Genomic DNA, 16582 nt, shown 5'->3' on the forward strand with positions numbered 1-16582 from the left:
TTATTCTCCCGATTTTCGGTAAATTGAGTAAAAGTAATCAATAGAAACTAAATAGCTGTTCTTATCAAGAGAGGCAGAGGGACTGGCCCGATGAAGCCTCAGCAACCGGTGAATGAATATTCATGACCAAGGTGCTAAATCCAGCAAGCAGTCTGCTTGGAAGATAAGAAGACGGACAATGTCGATGAAAAGTCTTCTGCTTCACAGAAGACTTTTTTGTTTATCAAAAATGCTTAAGGGGGAAAACGATGGGTTTTTTGGAGGATATAAAAAGCAAAACGTTAATCGCGGACGGCGCAATGGGCACACTTCTGTATTCCTACGGGATCGACAGGTGTTTTGAGGAACTGAACATCTCCAAGCCCGAAGAAGTGAGACGCGTCCACGAAGCATATGTACAGGCCGGCGCCGATATCATTCAAACGAACACGTACGGCGCAAACTTCATCAAGCTGTCCAGATACGGGCTCGAAGACGAAACAAAACAAATCAACGAAAAAGCGGTCCGTCTCGCCCGCTCCGCCGCCGGTTCTGCTTATGTTCTCGGTACGCTCGGCGGAATCCGGACGTTCAACAAAAACTCGTATTCTCTCGAGGACATTAAAAGAAGCTTCCGCGAACAGCTCTATCTTCTGTTAAATGAGCAGCTGGACGGACTTCTGCTCGAAACCTATTATGATTTAGAAGAAGCGCGCGAAGTTTTAAAGATTGCCAGAAAGGAAACAGAGCTGCCAATCATTTTGAATGTCTCAATGCACGAAGAGGGCGTTCTTCAGGACGGAACCCCGCTTGCGGACGGCCTGAAGCAGCTGGCATCCCTCGGCGCAGACGTCGTTGGCATCAACTGCCGCCTCGGCCCTTATCATATGATCAGAGCGCTTGAAGAAGTCCCGCTTTTAGAAGACGCCTATCTTTCCGTCTATCCGAACAGCAGCCTCCCGTCCCTTGTCGAAGGCAGGCTTGTTTATGAGACAGATGATGAATATTTCAGGGAAAGCGCGGAGGAATTCCGCAATCAAGGCGCACGGATCATCGGCGGCTGCTGCGGAACCACGCCGAACCACATCAGGGCGATGGCTGAGGCGGTCAAAGGGCTTCCTCCAGTCACCGAAAAGCACGTGAAAATCAGAAAGAAAGCGGCGCTTGCTGTTCAAAACGAAAGGACAGAGCCCGTTCTCGACGATCTGGCCAAGCAAAAACGGTCCATTATCGTCGAACTCGATCCTCCAAAACAATTAAACTTTGAGAAATTTTTGCACGCCGCTAAAGAGCTTCAATCAGCCGGAATCGATGCACTGACATTGGCGGACAACTCGCTTGCCACACCGAGGATCAGCAATGTCGCCTGCGGCGCGCTCTTAAAACAGCGCCTCGATATGAGGTCGCTGATCCATATTACATGCAGAGACCGCAACCTGATCGGCCTGCAGTCCCATCTAATGGGGCTCGATACACTGGGGCTGTCAGACGTGCTGGCGATTACCGGCGATCCGTCGAAAATCGGCGACTTTCCGGGAGCGACTTCCGTCTATGACCTGACATCGTTCGATTTGATCAGCCTGATCAAACAGTTTAACGAAGGCTTGTCATATTCAGGTAAACCGCTCGGCAAGAAAACAAATTTCTCAGTGGCGGCCGCCTTCAATCCGAATGTCAGACACATTGACAAAGCGGTGAAACGGCTTGAGAAAAAAATCGCCTGCGGCGCAGACTATTTCATTTCCCAGCCTGTCTATTCAGAGGAGCAGCTCATCAAAATCCACGAAGAAACAAAGCATCTTGAAACACCGATCTATATCGGCGTCATGCCGCTGACCAGCAGCCGCAACGCGGAATTCATCCACAACGAAATCCCCGGCATCAAACTGTCCGATTCAATCCGCGAAAAGATGGCGCTGGCGGGAAATGACAAACAAAAACAGGCCGAGGAAGGGCTCGCGATCGCCCGCTCCCTGCTTGATGCGGCGTGCGACCTGTTCAACGGCATTTATCTGATCACACCGTTTTTGCGGTCTGATTTAACCGCCGAACTGACGGCATATATCCACCAGAAAGAAAAGGAGAAAACAAATGTCTAACATCAATGACCAGCTGAAGAAAAAAATCCTCGTCCTTGACGGTGCGATGGGAACGATGATCCAGAATGCCGGTTTGTCCGCCGCTGACTTCGGCGGCGAGACCTATGAAGGGTGCAATGAATTTCTAAGCATCACGGCACCTCATATCATTCAGGGCATCCACGAAGCCTATCTGGCCGCTAAAGCCGATATCATCGAAACCAATACATTCGGAGCCACACGGCTCGTTCTGGACGAGTACGACCTCGGGCAGCGCGCCTATGAAGTCAACCTCGCTTCAGTCAAACTCGCCAAAGCGGCCGCCGAAAAGTTTTCCACACCTGAATGGCCAAGGTTTGTCGCCGGCGCGATGGGTCCGACGACAAAAACCCTTTCCGTCACCGGCGGCACGACCTTTGACGAGCTGATCGATAATTACGAGGAACAGGCAAGAGCGCTGATCACAGGGGGAGCCGACCTCTTGCTGCTCGAAACGAGCCAGGATATGCTGAACGTTAAAGCGGGCTTTATCGGCATCAGACAAGCCTTCGAAAAAACCAGCAAAACCCTTCCCCTCATGGTATCAGGCACGATCGAACCGATGGGCACGACACTGGCCGGCCAGGATATCGAATCGTTCTATATCTCACTCGAGCATATGAAGCCGGTCAGCGTCGGTTTAAATTGCGCGACGGGCCCGGAATTTATGACAGATCACATCAGAACCCTTTCTTCCCTTGCGAGGACGGCCGTCAGCTGCTATCCGAATGCCGGCCTCCCCGATGAGGAGGGACAATACCATGAATCACCGCAATCGCTCGCGAAAAAAATCAAGGCGTTTGCAGAAGAAGGCTGGCTGAACATTGTCGGCGGCTGCTGCGGAACGACGCCCGCCCATATTGAAGCGCTGGCCGATGAAGTAGCCTCGCTGCCGCCGCGGACGGTCCCTTCGGAAAAAAAGCCGCACACCGTCTCAGGGATCGACGGACTAATTTATGAAGAAACGATGCGTCCCCTTTTTGTCGGGGAGCGGACAAATGTCATCGGATCGAGAAAATTCAAGCGGCTGATCGCCGAACAGAAATTTGAGGAAGCATCCGAAATCGCGAGAGCCCAAGTGAAAAACGGCGCCCATGTCATCGACATCTGCCTTGCAGACCCGGACCGCGATGAAGCGGAAGATATGGAAGGCTTCTTAACAGAAGCGATGAAAAAAGTAAAAGCCCCGTTTGTCATCGACTCGACGGACAAAACGGTGATTGAAAAGGCGCTGAAATACTCACAGGGAAAAGCGATCATCAATTCAATCAACCTTGAAGACGGCGAAGAACGGTTCGCTGACATCCTTCCGCTCGTCAAACAGTTCGGAGGGGCACTCGTCGTCGGCACGATCGATGAAGAGGGAATGGCGGTCACCGCGGAAAAGAAGCTGGCCGTCGCCGTCAGGTCGCATCAGCTGCTCACCGAAAAGTACGGAATACCGGCCAGCGATATCATCTTCGATCCGCTCGTCTTCCCTGTCGGAACAGGTGATGAACAATACATCGGCTCAGCTAAAGAAACGATCGAAGGCATCCGCCTCATCAAAGAGCGGCTCCCTGAATGTTTAACGATTCTCGGCGTCAGCAACGTCTCATTCGGTCTTCCGCCCGTCGGCCGGGAAATCTTAAATGCTGTATTCTTGTACCACGCAACACAGGCCGGGCTTGATTACGCGATCGTCAACACGGAAAAGCTTGAGCGGTTCGCTTCCATTCCTAAAGAAGAAGTCGAAATGGCTGAAAAACTTCTGTTTCACACTGATGACAAAACGCTCGCATCCTTCACTGACTTCTACCGCGGAAAGAAAAAAACGGACAAACAGCCGAAAACATCTCTTTCCCTGGAAGAGCGCTTGTCTGAGTACGTCATCGAGGGTACAAAAGAAGGCTTGATTCCCGATCTCGAACAAGCGTTGAAAAAATTTGCCGCCCCGCTCGACGTGATCAACGGTCCGCTTATGGATGGCATGGCGGAGGTCGGACGGCTGTTTAACAACAATGAGCTGATTGTCGCTGAAGTGCTGCAGTCGGCAGAAGTCATGAAAGCTGCCGTTTCCTTTCTCGAACAGTATATGGAAAAGAAAGACGACAGCGGCAAAGGAAAGATCGTTTTGGCAACCGTTAAAGGCGATGTCCATGATATCGGCAAAAACTTAGTCGACATCATTTTAAGCAACAACGGCTACAAGGTTGTCGATCTTGGGATTAAAGTGACACCGCAGGAATTAATTGAAGCGGTCCGCAAAGAGAATCCCGATATCATCGGTCTGTCCGGCCTGCTCGTCAAATCGGCGCAGCAAATGGTCGTTACAGCGCAGGACCTCGACAAAGCGGATATTTCCATCCCGATTATGGTCGGCGGAGCCGCTCTTTCAAGAAAGTTCACAAACATGAAAATTTCGCCTGAATATAAAGGGCCGGTTTTATACGCGAAGGACGCCATGGACGGCTTATCGCTCGCCAATCAGCTGCGGACGGACCCGTCGCAGTTTCTCGAGAAAAAAGAAGCTGCTGCACCCGCCGCCGTCGCAGAAAAAAAGCAGACGAAAGCCGTGATTGAAATGCTTGAAAAACGGGCGCACGTTCCGCAGGCGCCGGTCTTTCAGCCGGAAGACTTGAAGCGGCACTATTTGAAAAATATCGACCTTTCCTATATCGTGCCGTATGTCAATGAACAAATGCTGCTCGGCCATCACCTCGGCTTGAAAGGAAAAGTCAAAAAACTCCTGGCTGAACAGCATCCGAAAGCACTGGAGCTGAAAGAGCTGATTGACGAGTTGCTGAGAGACGGGAAAGAGCACGGCTGGTTCGACCCCGCGGTCGTATATCAATTTTTCCCCGCGTACAGCGACGGGGATTCGCTCCATATTTTAGACCCCGGGAACAAAGACAGCATCCTTGAAACGTTTGTTTTTCCTAGGCAGGAAAAGCTTCCGTACCGCTGTATTTCCGATTATGTCCGACCGAAAGGAGAGCTTGATTATGTCTCGTTCTTTGCCGTGACAGCGGGCAGACATGTAAGAGCAGCCGCAAACCGCTTTAAGGAGGAAGGCGACTACTTGAAAAGTCATGCGGTACAAGCGCTTGCTCTTGAACTGGCCGAAGGACTCGCCGAACGGACGCACCAAGTTATCCGCGACCGCTGGGGCTTCCCTGATGCACCAGACTTCACGATGGAACAGCGTTTTCAGGCGAAATACCAGGGACAGCGCTACTCCTTCGGATACCCGGCCTGTCCGAATCTCGAAGATCAGGAAAAACTCTTCAGACTCATCCAGCCCGAAGGAATCGGCGTTCATTTAACAGACGGCTTTATGATGGAGCCCGAAGCTTCCGTATCAGCGATCGTTGTCTCCCATCCGGAAGCCAGATATTTCAATGTTCATTAACCCGAAGACCCTGCTTGCCGTTTGCGGCCTGCAGGGTTCATTTTGTATGGTCGTAACATATGCCGCGAATACTTCAGGATTTATAATGAGCAACAATGGATTCAGCCATGTTGAGTATCTTCCCGTGCAGTTCTTTAGGTTCAATGATCCTTATGTGCTCTGCGAACCCGAGTATATACCTTTTCGCTTCTTCTTCCGTATCAAAAGATAATGTAACGGGTATCCACCCCTCCTGATCGACCTCATTTGTTTCGATGATCCGCACAAAATAATTGGTAAACGACAGCCTCGGCAAGATGTCCTGCGCCGCCTTCACCCGCACTTCATACGTCGGCAGCCTTTCGATAAATTCCTTTGTTGAAGACTGCCATACGTGAGCAATATCAAAGTTTTCGGGCCTTTCAAATGTTTCGCGGACAGGAGCGGCAGAATGAATCCGTGAAGCCCTGTAATTTCGAATCTCCCCATTTTCTTTAGATGCAATCAGATACCAGTTTGACCCTTTAGCTACCAGTCCAAGCGGTGCTACAATTCGATCAGCTGTTTGTCCATCTGCCCGCTGATAAACGATTTTTAATTTTTGATCTTTCCATATGGCATCTTTCAGCACTTCAAAGGATGCTGCTTTTTCTTTCTTATGGCGCCATGCACGGGTATCAATATATATTCGGTTCCACACGTCTTTTGCGTTTTGACGATATACCGAAGGCAGCGAGGCTATCAGTTTATTTCGGGCTTCTTCGGATATGCGGGTTAATCCGAGATCGTCCAGCAATTGTTCAGAAAGCGGGACAAATAATGCGCGTATTTCAGATTCTTTTAAACCGGTTAAAGTGGTTTGGTAATCATCAAGCAATGACCAGCCTCCGTTAATCCCGCGCTCGGCCACAACGGGAATTCCAGCTCCGCTTAACGCTTCCATATCTCTGTAAATCGTCCGCTCCGAGACTTCCAGCCTTTCCGCTAATTCTTTCGCCGTCATTTGTCCCTGCGCCTGAAGCATTAAAAGAATAGATATCAGTCGATCTCCTCTCATATGACCACCTTTTTTTATCAATGGATGAACTTATTTAATAAAATATGACAATGGTTGTCAAGATTCAGCTTTTATAATGAGCATATCTTTTATAATGAAAGGAATGGGATGAATGAAACCGCTGAAAGGAAAAATCGCTCTCGTAACAGGCGGAAGCAGAGGCGCCGGCCGCGCCATCGCTGTCGAACTTGGAAAAGCCGGTGCAACCGTGTATATGACAGGCCGCAGCATCAGGGGGGCTTCCACGAATCAATGGCCCGGTACAATTGATGACACCGTGTCACAAATTGAAGCTTCCGGCGGAAAGGGTATTGCTGTAAGATGTGATCATACGAACGATTCAGAAACAGAGGCTGTCATCGCTAAAATTCGCGAAGAACAAGGAAAACTGGATATCTTGATCAACAATGTATGGGGTGCGCACGATCTGGGTGTCGAGGCAAAGCCTTTTTGGGAATTGTCATTAAAAAATTGGGATACGATGTTCACCGCAGGGGTGCGCGCCCAGCTGGCGACGAACCACTTCGCCGTGCCGCTCCTTCGCGAAAATAAACAAGCTCTTATCATTCATACGACCTTTTGGGATGAGAACAAATACACCGGACAGTTTTATTACGATTTGGCCAAGAACGCCATCGTCCGGATGGCGTACGGTCTTTCATTGGAATTAAAACGGGACAACATTACCGTTCTTGCCGTTTCGCCGGGATTTATGAGAACCGAACTTGTGCTGAAGTACCATGAATCAGATGAGGCGGATTGGCAGGAGTCAGAAGATTTAAGGAAAACCGAAACGCCTTATTATGTCGGACGCGGAATCACAGCATTGGCCAAAGATCCGGATGTGATGGAGAAAAGCGGACGTGCGTTAAGAGTTGGTGATTTAGCCAAAGAATATCAGTTTACAGATGTGGACGGACGGTATATTCCGCCATTTACGATATAGGGATTAGGGATCGCCTCTCGGGGGAAATGATTCTTTAAAGGCAGATCAGGTGAAGGTGTTTATACTGCTTTGATCGTTTCCGCCAACGTTATATAATGGAATGACAGTCATGGTTTCAACAGCACGCGGAATTTCGTTCGCCCAATCTGAACTGCAACTGAAGGAGGAATCATATGATTGAAGTCAAACCTATAAACGCGGAAGATACGTATGAGATCAGGCACCGCATTCTCCGGCCGAATCAGCCGCTGGAAGCATGCAAGTATGAAACCGATTTGCTCGGGGGCACGTTTCACCTCGGCGGATATTATCGGGACAGGCTGATCAGCATCGCCTCCTTTCATAAAGCCGAACATTCAGAGCTTGAAGGCCAAAAACAGTATCAGCTGAGAGGGATGGCGACACTTGAAGGGTACCGCGAGCAAAAAGCGGGCAGTACGCTTATCCGCCATGCCGAAGAGCTTCTTCGGAAAAAAGGCGCAGACCTTTTATGGTGCAACGCCAGGACATCTGTGAGCGGGTACTATAAAAAGCTCGGCTTCAGCGAACAAGGCGGGGTCTACGATATACCGCCGATCGGACCTCATATTTTGATGTATAAGAAATTGACATAAAAAACCCCCGCCGGAAGCGGGGCATTCTCTGCCGCATGAGCATTAAAGCTTTGCGGCCTCTTTTTTAAATTGCGCAAGCGCGTTTGTCACTTTTCCGAATTCGGAGGCATGCGGGCGGTCATCTCCGTCCTTATAGCCGTAGTCGACCATCCGGTTTCTGTTGAGGCAGAGCTTCGTCAATTCCGGCTTGAATAAGTCGAACAATTCGAAGCGCTCATGCAGTTCAGGGAATCTCTGCTGATATTCCAAAATCGCATCAGCCAAAGCTTTCCACAGGCGCTTTTCAGGAAGCAGACCGTCATTTTCCAAAATGTTGGCCACATAGCGCAAATGGCAAATGAAAAGCCCTGTAAAGATAAACTGCACAAGCCCTTCCGGCGGCTCGCTTCTGAGAACGACTTTTAAATCTTCTGTCAAACCGCTCAGTTCAGGCAGCGGCTGGTCGCTGATATTGACGTCATCTACAAAATCTTTAATCGCCAGCCTGTGCGGCTGATAATCTTTTAAGACGAGAATCGTATTTTGTCCGTGCGGCGAAAATACGGTTCCGTAGCGGTACATGAAATGCAGAAGCGGCGGCATCACGGTGTTAAACAGCTTTCCGATCCACTCCTCCGCTGACAGCTCCGACTTTTCGATCAGGCGCCTGATAAACGGCACGCCGCCTTGATCAATGTATGTTAAAGAAGCGAGCGTAACAGGCTGCTCTCCATCTTCCAAATACGTATAAATGCTTTCTCTGAAAATAGCGCCGAGCATTTCCAAATATTGATACGGGGCTTTTTCAAGAGCATGATAGTATTGGTGATCAACGTTCAGACTGGCATTTTCGCCCGGCAGGATCACCCTGCATTCATCTTTTAGAAATGCGTCGTTTTCGGCGATCCCTTTAATATGCTCAGTAATTCTCGGCGCGATCACCGTCCGCTCCGACGGCAGTCCTCTGTATACAAGCGTATTTAAAATGCTCATCGGCAGTTTAATATGATGCTTGTGTTTGTTTGTGATGTTTGTAAAGGTCCTGATCGACTGCTGCGGCAGGTACTCGTCTCCGCCTTCCCCTAAAGGAATGATCGCTTTTGAAGCAATTTCTTCCGGAAACTGCTGAATGATTGTATTTGTCCACTGCCATTTGTGGACGGGCAGATAATAATAGTCTTCACTGGCTGCGTCCTGCTTTTCTATCACTTTAGCGAACTGCCTTAAAGTCAGCTCATCAAGCTCTTTATGAATCAGCGTTTCATAATCGAGTCCTTCAACTGAGTGGAATGACGCGGTCTCTTTGTGTACAGCGATCCACAGCAGCCGTTCGGCTCTCTGATTTTCCGGTGCAAACCGGAGGTAGTCATCATAGCCAAAACCGATTCTTCCTTTGTTGTAGACGATCCACGGATGGCCTGTCATCTCGCCTTCAATGACGGCATAATCGGCTTCGGTCAGCTCGTCAGCCGTAAGCGCATCCTTTGCCAAAAGATGAGCATCCGCCAGCATCGTATGGTTGAACTCTTTGATCAAATGCCCCGCTGTTTCCGGACTCATCGGGATATGCGGCTGGATATCGAGGAGAAATTCAATCGCGCTCACTTGTTTTGTCCATTGTCCGCTCTTGAAGACTTCAATCGTCTCCGGCATCGCGTCAAAACTGTCAAACATGCGGGGTTTGGCGGCAAACCGGTACACCTTATCCTCCGCCGTTCTCAGCTCATACCGGTTGATGCCGTCTTCAGTTTCAATGAAATCGGGCTTGATGATATCCTCATACATATACTCAGAAAGCATCTTCGCCAGTAATCGCCGATTGACTTCTGTCCACCTGTCCGGATTGAGGACCCTCTTTAATTCATCTTGAAACAACATGAAAATGCCTCCTTTATTAGCCGTTTGGCACCGCGGTTTTTTCGGTGATTCCTGTTCCGAATGTCTGGAAAACCGTTTTGTGGCTGACGTTGTATACTTCTCTCCCGGCTAGCTGATTGATGATCACCGAGTTCCGGTAAGCGCCGAGTCCCAAGTCAGGCGCTCCGACACCGTGCGTGTGCAGCTCTCCGTTTTGAACGAAAATATGGTTTTTTGCTGTTGCAGCTGTCACCAGTCTATAGTCGCGCGTAATGACATAGCGGCCGCCCGCGTCCTTTTCAATCAGGCTGTCAACAGGTGCCAGACACTCCGGCAGCCTCTCTTTATAGCCCGTCGCCAGGACGACCACATCTGCCTGCCGCTCAAACCGTTCTTCATTCACCCGGTTTGCGCAGTGCAGAATCAGCGTTTCTCCATGCTGTTCGATCTGCTTGACTTCTGTCATGGACTGAAGATCAAAAGCCGCTTCCCGCCCTCCGCAGGTCCGCTCATACAGAAGATGATAAATATCGCTGATCGTCTTCGCGCTGATTCCTTTATAAAGGAGATCCTGCTGCGTTAGCAATTCATCTTTTTTCCACTGTGGAAGCTGATAGAAAAAATCGATATAATCAGGTGAAAAATATTCGAGCCCGAGGTTCGAATATTCCATCGGGAAGAAGCCTTTTGAGCGGGTGAGCCAGCTGACATGCTCCGCTTCATCTTCACCGACGAGGTCATAAAACACCTCGGCTGCGCTTTGACCGGAGCCGACGACGGCCACCCTTTTCCCTTTAAATCCGTCGGGCTTTCTCATTAAATACTCAGCTGAATGGAACACCGAGCCTCCCAAAGCGTCTGAGAGCGTTTCGGGAACGTGCGGGCCCGTCCCAATGCCAAGCGCAACATGCCTCGTGTAATAAACGGCTTCCCCGCCGTTTTCCCGATTCACGACCCGCACTTTAAAAAGCGCCTCCGGATTCGATTCAATGAGCGATATGCTTTCAACATTCATCCCGAAGCGGCACGAGTCAAGCTGTTCTGCCACCCAGCGGCAGTAGTGGTTGTATTCCTTTCTCGGAATATGAAAGTCTTCCAGAAAATAAAAAGAATACAGACGGTTATGCTGCTGGAGATAGTTTAAAAAGCTGTATTCGCTTGTCACATCGGCCATGCTCACCAAGTCGGCTAAAAACGGCACCTGCAGTGTCGTCCCTTCAATCAGCATGCCGGGATGCCAGTTAAAGCTTTCATTTCGTTCAAAAAACAGCGCATTAATCTCAGGCACGGAATCGGCTAATGCGGCAAGACCGAGGTTAAACGGCCCGATGCCGACGCCGATGACATCATATAAATCAGTGGCTCTCTTTGTAGAGTTCATCTTTTTTCCCCTTTTCAAAAAAACGTTCTCGTTCGCAAAACATCAATAATCCGGTTTTATCAGGGAGATTCACAGGTTTAATCCGGCGAAACCCGCATTTTTCAAAAACATGAATCATTTTTTTGTTGCGGATATCCGGCTCTGCGATGACCTTTTTTGTGTTAGGCTCGGCAAATTGCATACAGACCATCGCTTTTAAAAGCGGAAGGGCCAGCCCTTTTCCCAAGTACTCTTTTTCTCCGATCAACAGGTGGATGCCCTGGTCAAAAGGTTCATTATCATAGTGGTGTTCAATGACGTCCCCCTTGACCCAGTACGACTCCCAGTAGCTCATGGGCACACCGTCGATAGAGCCGATGTACAGCGTTTGGTGGGGGTCTGTGATGGCCTTGTGAAAATGGTCTTCAAATTTTGCAAACGGCATGTTTAAATGCCAAAACGGGATGACGTGCTCCTCCTGCATCCAGCGATAGACGAGCGATACGTCTCTTGCATAGTCCGCTTTTTGAAATGTGATCCGGTCGTTCATTAGACGGCCGCCGCCTCCTTTAACAGCGGATTGCCGACAGACGTATAACGAGACTGGGTTTCAAGCGAGCCCGTCAGCTCATCCATGTCGTAAAATCTCGTCAGCAGATTGGCCTTGCACGGAAGCTCCGAAAACCGAAGCAGGCTGTCCGTCAACTCAGTGATGCCGTAAATGTGTTCCGCTTTTTCAAGCCGCTCTCTGATCATGGACAGGAGCGTTTCTTCCCGGATCAGCCCTTCGCAGCCAAACCCGTTCACCAGCCCAAACAGATGGTTGAAGAAGAAATAATAGCGCAGTCTCTCAACAGCCACGCCGTCCGTGCAGATCGTCTCGCTCCTTTCGCTCAAGTCTTCGATCAGCTTGGAAAGAATCCCGGCTTTTGATTCGCTGTAGTAATAGCCTTGATTATCCCTGTAGTAAAACGTCTCCGGATAGCCGTTTTTTAAGCGGATAACGGCGTTTTGCTGGTGCGCTTCAATCGCCAGCCCGTATGTTTCAAACAGCCATAAAACAGGCTCTAGCGAAATGGATAAATATTTGTCAAACCAATCAATGCTCACTTCTTCCGTTGTCCGCCCTTCTTTTAACGCCAGCCCGCGGATAACAGAGGACAGCCGCGACTCTTTCCCGAAGGCGTGATCTTGGCAAAGCCCGGCGACCAGACATGCAGAACGGTCGTCTTCATAAAACGGATTCTCCCTAATCACGACTTCAAAGCCGGACTCCCCGTTCTCCCCCCGAATCGAGATGTAGGCAGGATCTGTGATAACGTGAAAGCCCGGAAACTCCTGTTTTAACCTTTGACCGAGTTCTGTCTGAAGCAGCCGGGCCATTTCAACACCTCTGTCCAATTCTTTCTGCTTGTTCACACGAAGCGAATTCGTGATTTTGATCGGGACCGAGAATTTGTACATATAGCGCGAGTGCTTGCTGTAAACCGTGCGGACGGAGGATGTCGCCGTGAACGTCCTGCCCTTTGCACCGAGATATGTAAGGAGACCTTGATCGATCAATTTTTGCACATACGGCTCCTCCAGCAAAGCTCTCGCCTGGAGCGGGTGTGCGGGAAGAAGCGCAAAATCCGGATCGGCCGTTTGCTCGTCTAGCCACGCATTATCAATCATCGGGTCGTTTCTCAATTCCTCTTGTATGACTAGCGGCGCTTTTGTTCCAGTACTTGAATCGTGCAGAACGAGCGAGGCATGCGCCTTAAAGTAATGAAGCTGAAACTCCCCTTTCAATTCAGGTGAGAAAATGTTTTCCTCTTCAGGTTTCATGCCCTGCCTGCTTTTTGGCGTCGGGTGCATCAGATGACCGAGCAAGAGCGACTGCTCCGCTTCGATAAACGTAAAATCAGCGCGGCTAAGCTCATTTTGATCACCGGCCCGTTCTTCCACATAACGGCTGATATTGCGGCAGCTCAAAATGACTCTGAGCAAGAATTCATCCTCGGCACCCCCGCGGTTTTGCTGAAGAAGCAATTCTTTTGAAGCGAGGGAGACGAGCGTGACATAGTCGAGCGGAAGCGGCTTGTTTTGGGTTGTTTGATAGTAAAGCGGAAATGAGAAAAGGTGCCTTCCCGTCTTCGACCAGTACTTGATCGGAACGATCAGCTCGATTTGCTGGCGTTTTAGCGGAACAATCAGCGTTTTTTGAGAGCCGTCCGCGATCTCACGGGTTTTGATGCCGGTTTCACGCAAATAGCAATTTAAAAAACTTTGAATCGTAGCGTTTTCTGCTATTTCTTTAAATGAACTCATCTTGTTACCCTCCTGCTATTCGTATAAAGACTTGCCAGCTCTTGAATCCTGCCGAGAATGTCGTCAAGATCCGAAAGCGTCGTCCGCGGATTCAGCAGCGTGAATTTTAAATACGTTTTCCCGGCTGCTGCCGTCTTGGCGATCACCGCCTGTCCCATTCTGAACAATTCTCTGTGGATACATTTATTCAAACGGTCGTTCTCTGCGTCGTCTTCTGAGGCGAGGCAGCGGAAAACGACAGCGTTCAGTTCAGGGTGCGGATTCAGCAGTTCGAACCGATCGCTTGCTGAGATTTTTTCCGCTGCCGCTTCGGCCAATGCGAATGTCCAGTCAATCATCTCGGCGAATGTATCTTCTCCAAGCACACGCAGCGAGACAAACAGCTTTAAAGCGTCAAAGCGCCTCGTCGTCTGAATCGATTTATTGACGAGATGAACGATTCCCTCCGCTTCATCCTCTTCAGGATTTAAATAATCGGCATGATAACCAATCAAGCGGAAATGCCTTCTGTCTTTGACAAGAAAAGCGCCGCAGCTGACCGGCTGATAAAACTGCTTGTGGAAGTCGACGCTGATGGAGTCGGCCCTGTCGATACCGGCCAATTTATAGCGGCGGGTTCTGCTCAAAATCAACGCCCCGCCATACGCGGCATCAACGTGAAGCCAAAGCCCGCCGGCATGCGCGGCATCCGCAAGCTCGGAAAGCGGATCGATGCTTCCGAAGTCCGTCGTACCGCATGTGGCAACAATCGCAAATGGATGTAAGCCCGATTCCTCAAGCAGCGTTGTTTTTCGCTTTAAATCGTAAAGGCTCATCCGCTTTTCATCATCTGTATCGACGAGTACGACGGCGCGCTCTCCGAGTCCGAGCTGGGAAGCCGACTTTTTCACGGTAAAATGAGCATCCTTTGAACAGAGGATCCGCAGCCTGTCCGCTTCCGGCGGCAGTCCGTCCTTCTGTACGTTCCAGTTCCACTGCTTTTCACAGAAAGCATCGCGGGCCAACAGAAGCCCCATGTAATTAGACTGTGTGCCTCCGCTCGTAAATGTTCCGTCAGCATCCTTTCCGTACTCGAACTTTCGGCAAAGCCACTGCACCATTTCTTCCTCGATCAATGAAGCCGCTCCGCTTTGATCAAACGAATCCATCGACTGATTCAGCACACTGATCAGCATTTCTGCAGCGAGTGCCGGGATGAGCGGCGGACAGTGCAAGTGTGCGGCGCATTTTGGATCTTCAACATGAATCCGGTGCGGCAAATAGGCTTCTTTTAGATCGGCGAGAACATCCGCAAGCGGTTCTCCCGCTTCCTTAAACGAAAACAAGTTTTTAATTTCGTGCTTTAATTCATTCGGCATCTTCCCGCTGTAGGGCTTCATTTTATTTTTCCAATCGGCCCACAGCGTCTCTACAGCGGCCTCGGCCGCGTCACGGTATGCTTTGATCCCCTGTTCGCCGTTGTGCATAAACAGGGAATCAAAGTTTTTCTGTTTACTTGACTGCTTCATAGACGGCCTCTCTGAAGATCGTGATGATATCGTCGATTTGCGCCTCTGTTACGATGAGCGGCGGCAAGAAGCGGATCACGCTTCCATGGCGGCCTCCCGTTTCAACGATCAGTCCTTTTTCAAAGCATTTTCTTTGAATCACGCTTGCAAGCTCCGCATCAGCCGGATAGCTGCCGTTTGTGTTTTGTTTTTTATGCGGTGCGACAATTTCGGCGCCGATCATCAGCCCCCGTCCCCGGACATCACCGATTTCAGGAACGTGTTCCTGAATGTCTTGCAATTCCTGCATGAGCTTCGCGCCGACTTTTTCTACATGTGACAGTACATCGTGCTCTTTTATATATTTTAACGTTGCACTTCCGGCCGCCATCGCCATCTGGTTCCCTCTGAATGTACCGATATGCGCCCCCGGTCCCCACTGATCAAGGTCTTGATCATAGATGACGACAGACAGAGGAAGACTTCCGCCGATCGCTTTTGAAAGGACGATGACATCCGGTATAATGCCGGCGTGCTCGAACGCAAACATTTTTCCGGTTCTGCCGATGCCGGTCTGCACTTCATCAATGATCAGAGGGATTCCGCGTTCTTTTGTGATCCTTCTCATTTCTTTTATCCATTCAGCCCGAGCCGGAACTGAGCCTCCTTCTCCTTGTACGGCTTCAAAGATCATCCCGGCCGGCTGTAAAATTCCGCTTTCCGGATCATCCAGCATATTTTCGATATATGCGCTCGACAGCTTGTGGCTCGCCTCTCCTCCTCTTCCAAACGGGCAGCGGTATTCATACGGATATGGCAGGAAATGCACATCAGGCATAAGTCCCTGGACATTTTCCTTTGGAGATAAATTACCGCTCAGCGCCATCGTTCCATGAGTTGCACCATGATAGGCACCGTGAAACGACAAGATGGTTCTTCTCCCCGTTGCCGTTTTGACAAGCTTGAGAGCGGCTTCGATCGCATCGCCGCCGGTCGGACCGCAAAACTGAATCTTCGCCCGTTTGGCAAACGCCTCAGGAAGGCTTGCAAATACTTCGCTGACAAACTCTTCTTTGATTTCCGAAGTGATATCAAGCGTGTGCAGCGGGCGTTTTTCATCAAGCATTTTTTGAATCGCTTCAATCACAACTGGATGATTATGACCAAGCGCAAGCGTCCCCGCTCCTGCCAGGCAGTCATAATATTGCTTTCCATCCGCATCAGTCACCAAGACACCTTCCGCGGTTTGCATGGCGAGCGGAAATCTTCTCGGATATGAACGCGCATTAGACTCTCTTCTATTTTGCTGCTCCAAAAACACTTGATTTTTAGAACTCGTTTGTACAGGCATAGAAAGCATTCCTCCAATTGATAAAGATTATCATTTTCAATGACAAAAAAAGTGTATATTTTGTGACACCGGCATGTCAATAAGATTCAGAAAAATAGGGCGTTTCTCACAATGAGGAAACATGAAGATTTCCTCTACTGCAAATCCAGCTGCTA

The 16582-nt window shown here is 49.7% G+C and carries 11 protein-coding genes and 1 riboswitch; of the genes, 4 read left to right on the forward strand and 7 right to left on the reverse strand.

The window, feature by feature from the left end; translation table 11 throughout:
• The first annotated feature begins 58 nt into the window (after nucleotides 1-58).
• Nucleotides 59-170, forward strand: a riboswitch (SAM riboswitch).
• Between the two features lie 78 nt (nucleotides 171-248).
• Nucleotides 249-2078 carry a bifunctional homocysteine S-methyltransferase/methylenetetrahydrofolate reductase gene (locus M1D90_RS15670; RefSeq protein ID WP_025811662.1) on the forward strand — a complete coding sequence of 610 codons (1830 nt, stop codon included), beginning with the start codon at nucleotides 249-251 and terminating at the stop codon, nucleotides 2076-2078.
• On the forward strand, nucleotides 2071-5487 hold the full coding sequence (gene metH, locus M1D90_RS15675; RefSeq protein WP_456282865.1) for a methionine synthase: 3417 nt from the start codon (nucleotides 2071-2073) through the stop codon (nucleotides 5485-5487). Before M1D90_RS15670 ends, metH begins: the two co-directional genes overlap by 8 nt.
• 73 nt (nucleotides 5488-5560) lie before the next feature.
• On the opposite strand, the gene M1D90_RS15680 is transcribed toward metH, so the two are convergent.
• Nucleotides 5561-6523, reverse strand: coding sequence for a helix-turn-helix transcriptional regulator (locus M1D90_RS15680; protein WP_025811664.1), 963 nt, complete (start codon nucleotides 6521-6523; stop codon nucleotides 5561-5563).
• Between the two features lie 112 nt (nucleotides 6524-6635).
• Between M1D90_RS15680 and M1D90_RS15685 the strand changes: the two genes are divergently transcribed.
• Together M1D90_RS15685 and M1D90_RS15690 are read left to right on the forward strand one after the other, a co-directional pair.
• Nucleotides 6636-7469 carry a dehydrogenase/reductase SDR family member 1 gene (locus M1D90_RS15685; protein WP_456282866.1) on the forward strand — a complete coding sequence of 278 codons (834 nt, stop codon included), beginning with the start codon at nucleotides 6636-6638 and terminating at the stop codon, nucleotides 7467-7469.
• Between the two features lie 173 nt (nucleotides 7470-7642).
• A complete protein-coding gene (locus tag M1D90_RS15690; RefSeq protein WP_023856633.1) occupies nucleotides 7643-8083 on the forward strand; it encodes a GNAT family N-acetyltransferase in 441 nt (146 codons plus the stop codon).
• 42 nt (nucleotides 8084-8125) lie between these two features.
• On the opposite strand, the gene M1D90_RS15695 is transcribed toward M1D90_RS15690, so the two are convergent.
• From M1D90_RS15695 to M1D90_RS15720, 6 genes are read right to left on the reverse strand one after another with little or no spacing between them, the layout of a single operon-like run.
• Entirely contained in the window at nucleotides 8126-9940 is a 1815-nt protein-coding gene (locus tag M1D90_RS15695) for an IucA/IucC family protein (protein WP_020450902.1), read from the reverse strand.
• A 16-nt stretch (nucleotides 9941-9956) separates the two neighbouring features.
• Nucleotides 9957-11300, reverse strand: a complete 1344-nt coding sequence (locus M1D90_RS15700; RefSeq protein WP_456282867.1) for a lysine N(6)-hydroxylase/L-ornithine N(5)-oxygenase family protein — start codon at nucleotides 11298-11300, stop codon at nucleotides 9957-9959.
• Complete coding sequence (locus tag M1D90_RS15705; protein WP_026579915.1) at nucleotides 11275-11829, reverse strand: GNAT family N-acetyltransferase; 555 nt, start codon at nucleotides 11827-11829, stop codon at nucleotides 11275-11277. The genes M1D90_RS15700 and M1D90_RS15705 overlap by 26 nt, the downstream gene beginning before the upstream one ends.
• Entirely contained in the window at nucleotides 11829-13589 is a 1761-nt protein-coding gene (locus tag M1D90_RS15710; RefSeq protein ID WP_456282868.1) for an IucA/IucC family protein, read from the reverse strand. The genes M1D90_RS15705 and M1D90_RS15710 overlap by 1 nt, the downstream gene beginning before the upstream one ends.
• A complete protein-coding gene (locus M1D90_RS15715; RefSeq protein ID WP_328066668.1) occupies nucleotides 13586-15097 on the reverse strand; it encodes a pyridoxal phosphate-dependent decarboxylase family protein in 1512 nt (503 codons plus the stop codon). The genes M1D90_RS15710 and M1D90_RS15715 overlap by 4 nt, the downstream gene beginning before the upstream one ends.
• Entirely contained in the window at nucleotides 15081-16427 is a 1347-nt protein-coding gene (locus tag M1D90_RS15720; protein ID WP_039072663.1) for an aspartate aminotransferase family protein, read from the reverse strand. The genes M1D90_RS15715 and M1D90_RS15720 overlap by 17 nt, the downstream gene beginning before the upstream one ends.
• Nucleotides 16428-16582 lie beyond the last annotated feature (155 nt).

It is taken from the genome of Bacillus sp. JZ34, from assembly GCF_053903205.1.